This window comes from Bacteroides sp. CAG:633 (assembly GCF_000435115.1).
Taxonomy (GTDB): domain Bacteria; phylum Bacteroidota; class Bacteroidia; order Bacteroidales; family Bacteroidaceae; genus Bacteroides; species Bacteroides ndongoniae.
On sequence record NZ_FR883112.1, the window covers coordinates 9,858 to 14,794 of the forward strand.

At 56.4% G+C, this 4,937-nt stretch carries 4 protein-coding genes; 2 read left to right on the top strand and 2 right to left on the bottom strand.

Going from position 1 to position 4,937, the window contains the following annotated elements:
* On the bottom strand, positions 1-439 hold a 439-nt coding region (locus tag QVP67_RS11705; protein ID WP_288180156.1), incomplete at its 3' end, for an ABC transporter ATP-binding protein.
* A gap of 211 nt (positions 440-650) precedes the next feature.
* Entirely contained in the window at positions 651-3,059 is a 2,409-nt protein-coding gene (locus QVP67_RS11710; RefSeq protein ID WP_022163751.1) for an ABC transporter permease, read from the bottom strand.
* A 306-nt stretch (positions 3,060-3,365) separates the two neighbouring features.
* Here QVP67_RS11710 and QVP67_RS11715 point away from each other — a divergent pair, with 306 nt between their 5' ends.
* Together QVP67_RS11715 and QVP67_RS11720 are read left to right on the top strand one after the other, a co-directional pair.
* The gene (locus QVP67_RS11715) at positions 3,366-4,778 is read left to right on the top strand and encodes a DUF4374 domain-containing protein (protein ID WP_022163752.1); all 1,413 of its coding nucleotides are present in this window, start codon (positions 3,366-3,368) and stop codon (positions 4,776-4,778) included.
* 34 nt (positions 4,779-4,812) lie between these two features.
* The coding region (locus QVP67_RS11720) for a PepSY domain-containing protein (protein WP_288180158.1) at positions 4,813-4,937 on the top strand (125 nt) is incomplete at its 3' end.

Sequence of the window (4,937 nt, forward strand, 5' to 3'; positions counted from 1 at the left end):
GCTGACCGCCGCTGAGCTGCTGCGGATAGTGCTCCGAACGATGGGCTATCTGCATGCGGTCGAGGGCACAGTTCACACGCTCCACCCGTTCGCGGACGGGCACACCAGCATAGAGCAGCGGCAGTTCGACGTTTTCAAATACCGTCAGCTCGTCTATCAGGTTGAAGCTCTGGAAAACGAAACCTAAGTTGCCATTGCGCAGATCGGTACGGTCGTTCTCCTTCCATTGGGACACTTCCTGTCCCATGAACCACAGTTCGCCCGAGGTGGGATTATCCAGCAGGCCTATGATGTTGAGCAACGTGGACTTGCCACAGCCCGACGGGCCCATGATGGCTACAAACTCGCCCGGATGTATCTCCAGGTTCACTTCGTTCAATGCGGTTGTCTGCACACTTTCGGTGCGGAATATTTTGGTAAGATTAATGGCTTTGATCATATTAGACATTCTAAGCCTCACCCCCGACCCCTCTCCCAAGGAGAGGGGAAAGTGGAAGGTACAAGGAGAGGGGGGAGTAGAAGCGTTGTTTTTAAGGGTTAGACATTGTTTTAATGGTTAGACATTTTATCCAATATATTATATATGTGTACATCCACCCTCCTCCCCCTCTCTTTTGGAGAGGGGGTCGGGGGTCGGGGGGTGAGGCCCTTTACTCGTATCTCAACGACTCCACCGGATTCTGCGAAGCTTTGCGCCACGTCTGTCCTACGACCGTCAGCAGGGTGATGAGCACCGTCAGCAGGCCGGCCAGCAGGAAGAGCCACCAGCTGATGGGCGTCTGATAAGCAAACTCGCTGAGCCAGCTGCGCATCAGCCAGTAGCCTATAGGGCAGGCCACGACGAAGGCGATGCCGACCCACACTAAATACTCGCGGCAGAACATGCGCACGATGCGGTCGGAGTGTGCACCGTTCACCTTGCGGATGCCAATCTCCTTGGTGCGCTGCTCGGTGGAGAGTGCCACCAGACCGAACACACCCATCATGGCAATAAGGATGGCCAGCACGGTGAAGAACAGCAACATACGGCTCTGCTGATGCTCGCGGGCGTAGTTCTGGTTCAGCTTGTCGGAGAAGAACTGGTAACTGAAATCCTTGATAAAGGCATCGTCGCGCTTGGCAAACTCCTCGAACTTCTCCTTGATGAAGGCCAAGGTCTGCTGCCGCCGTTCGGGAGCTATCTTGATGTACAGATAGCTCAGAGCCTCGGGGTTGTACCAGATGTAGGCAGGCTTGATCTGCTCGCGCATGGACTGGAAGTTGAAGTCCTTCACCACACCCACAATGCGCAGCGGCATTCCCCACTCCGAACGGATTTCCATCCCGATGGGGTCGGCCACCTTCATGGCGCGCCAGGCCGTTTCGTTGATGACGGCGGTCTTGGTCTCACCCTGATCCCAGTAGTTGTTGAAGTCGTCATCCATCAGCTTGCCCTTCACCAACTGCATGCCGAAGGTCTTCACGAAGTCGCCGTCGGCCCACAGCTGCACCATGCGCACAGAGTCGGTGCGTCCGTCCACATCGGTCCACTCCACCTTGCTGCCGTCCTTGTAATTAGTGCCTTCGCCAAAGTTCTCGATGGGCGACGACATGGAGACGCCTTTGATATCGGGATTGCGCAGGAGTTCTTGCTTGAAGTCGGCTACGTTGTACCACAGGCTGGTATAAATGCAAACAATGTTTTCCTTGTCCAGCCCCATGTCCTTGTTCTGCATGTAGTGCAGCTGCTTGAAGACGATGCCCGTCAACAGCATCAGCACCAAGGCGATAACAAACTGCACGCACACTAATCCGCGTATCAGTCCGCCCTTGCGCCCCGTCTTGCGCCCGCCCTTGAAGGCCAGCAACGGATTGACGGACGAGAGATAGAAAGCCGGATAGCTGCCAGCCAGGCAACCTACACCTACGATACCAAAGAGCATGTAGAGCACCACGCTCCAACTCGCCTCCAATCGCAGGTCGGTCTCCATCACCCGGTTGAACAAGGGTAGTGTCAGCTCGGTCAATGCCATGGCCAACACCAAGGCGATGCATGCCTGCACCATTCCTTCGGACAGGAACTGCCCGATGAGCACACGGCGTTTGGCTCCCGTCACCTTGCGCACGCCCACCTCCTTGTAGCGCAGCGAGGCGCGGGCGGTGGACAGGGTAGTGAAGTTGAACGCCCCCATGAAGATGACAAGCACCGCTAAGGCGATGAACAGATAGACGGTGGAGAGGTTGCCGTGCTTCTCCACGTCGGGGTCGGCAAAACGGGTATGCAGGTAGATATCGTGCAAGGGCTGGAAGCCGAGACGTACGTTCTTCTCGCCACGGTCGGCCAGCAGGCGGCTCATGGCCTGCGCCTCGCTGCGGAGCATGGTCGATCCTTGCTTCATCTTGACATAGACGTGCATGCTTTCCGTGAAGGTATCCCAATCGATGCTTACGCCTCCCCTGCCATATGCATCCATCGACATGGCCATTTCAAAGCGGATGTGACTTTTGCGGGGAATGTCCACCACGGCCACCACCGTATAGACGTCGTTGGTGGAGTTGCCGAACGAAAAGGTCAGCTTCTGCCCGACGGCAGGGCCCGAACCGAAGAACTTGCGGGCCAGTTCGGAGGAGATAACCACGTTGTTCGGGTTGTCGTTGATGCGTTGGAGGGTACCTTCCACCACGGGGAAGGTGAAGAAACGGAAGAAGGTGCTGTCCACGTAAACTTCGGTCACCGTCATCTTCTTTCCGTCCTCTGCCTCGTAAGAGTGCTTGTCGCCGTACTTGATGGCCGTCGCGTCCTCCACCTGCGGGAACTTCTGCCGGAAGTCCATGGCCAAAGTGCGTGGCAGGCGGGGTGACTCCTTAATCTCCCCGCCCGCTTCGCGGCGAAGCTCCGTCACACGATAGATGCGGTTGCCGTCGCGAAAGCAGTCGTCGTGCGTCAGCTCGTCCACCACCCACAGGTAAATGAGGAAGGCAGCCGTCAGACCCAGCACAAACCCCATCAGGTTGATGGAGGAGAACAGCAGGCTCCGGCGGATGAGCCGAAGCGCTACTTTGATGTAATGTCTTAGCATAATTCTGTTGTTATTCGGGTTTTACAAATATAGTAATTCTCTCGCACCTGTCTGTCAGTAGCCCTGCAAGGTTACTGCATCGGCCGGCCTATTCCGCAGACGTTCCCCTACTACCCTACGGACTGAGGGTACAATCATCCGGGATGATTCCTACAATCAATACGGATGATTCCTACCATCATCCCGGATGATTGTACACTCTCTCCATACCCCGACCATGCAAAGCCGTAGGGAAAGCATGCCGGAAGCCTGCCCCATGGCAGCCATCGGAACGAACAAAAACAAATACATAAAAAAGAGAAGAATATGAAAAAGAACCACTTACTTGCAGGCCTCTTTGCCGCCTCGCTGGCAGGCATGGCCCTTACCTCCTGCTCGGAAGACGACCAAAGCGGAAGCAACAACAACTCCAACACCTCGACAGGCAACTACGTGATAGCTGCCACCGTGACCAGCAGCAGCACCGATACCTACGTACTGCTGACAGCCCCCTCGCTCGACGAAGGCGAAGTGACCACTCAAGGCAACGGCCTGGTGAACGAAGGAGCCACCTACTGGGTGTTCTACACCAACCGCTACCTGTACGCACTCAATTACAATCAGGGCGAAGCAGGCACTACGCAATCGTTCATCCTGAACAACACCGGTGCACTGGAGAAGCGTTCGCAGGAATACTACGTCAACCGCTTCACCACCTACGGCTACTACGACCGCTACATCATGACCACCTCGACAGGCGACGGCCCCACGGAACTGAAGGACGAGAACGGCTACGTGCCCCAGTCATTCCTGGCTTCGTATCTGGACGTGGAGAACCAGACCTACACCAGCAACACGGTCAATGCATCGACGCCCTTCCTTTCCGAAAACTTCCTGGGCAACGGTGAATACGTCACCCTGGCCGGACTGGCACAGGTAGGCACCCGACTCTATGCCGCCGCCGTGCCCATGGGCCTCAGCCAATACGGCTGCATGCAGAAGAACGACGACGGCAGCTACAAGTGGGTGCTGCCCGGCAACGAGGACCTCATCAAGACCGAATCGGGCGGTAGTGGCAGCGGTGCCTACGACAAGGACGAACTGCAATGGACCCAATACCCCAACGAATGCTGGATGGCCATCTTCACCGACCAGACCCTGACCGACTGGAAACTCATCAAGACTGACAAGATAAGCTACGCCTGCGGACGTAACCGCTCACAATACTATCAGATGAACTGGCTGGCCGACGACGGCTACATGTACGTCTTCTCGCCCTCGTATGCCAAGACGATGAAGGACGTCCGTCAGCAAACCACCCTGCCCGCCGGCGTGGTGCGCATCGACACCAAGGCCGAAGACTTCGACCCCGACTACTATTATAACCTCGAAGCGAAAGCCGACGGCGCATCCTTCCTGCGCAGCTGGTACATCGGCGGCGACTACTTCCTGCTGCTGATGTACGACAAAGCCATTACCGCCTCGGACAAGGTGGCCAACCGCCTGGCCATATTCAACGTCAGCAACGGCGACCTGTCCTATGTCAGCGGACTGCCGACCGACGTCAGCGGCTTCGGTAACACACCCTACATGGAGAACGGCTCGGCTTACATCGCTGTGACTACCACTTCGGGCTATCCCGCCATCTATCGCATCGAGCCTTCGACAGCTACTGCCAGCAAGGGACTGGTCGTAAAAGCCACCTCGTTGAACGGTGTAGGACGACTGGAGGCCCAATAAATCCCACACATCATCCCAACCCAACGAATAAACAATGAAAAAAGCATTCCGACACATACACCTGTGGCTGTCCGTCCCCTTCGGACTGATTATCACGCTTGTCTGCTTCTCCGGCGCCATGCTGGTGTTCGAGAAGGAAGTGACGCAATGGCTGCGTCC

Bases quoted from the DNA above. Each gene is read 5' to 3' on its own strand.
- QVP67_RS11710 (WP_022163751.1), bottom strand. From the start codon at position 3,059: ATGCTAAGACATTACATCAAAGTAGCGCTTCGGCTCATCCGCCGGAGC.
- QVP67_RS11715 (WP_022163752.1), top strand. From the start codon at position 3,366: ATGAAAAAGAACCACTTACTTGCAGGCCTCTTTGCCGCCTCGCTGGCA.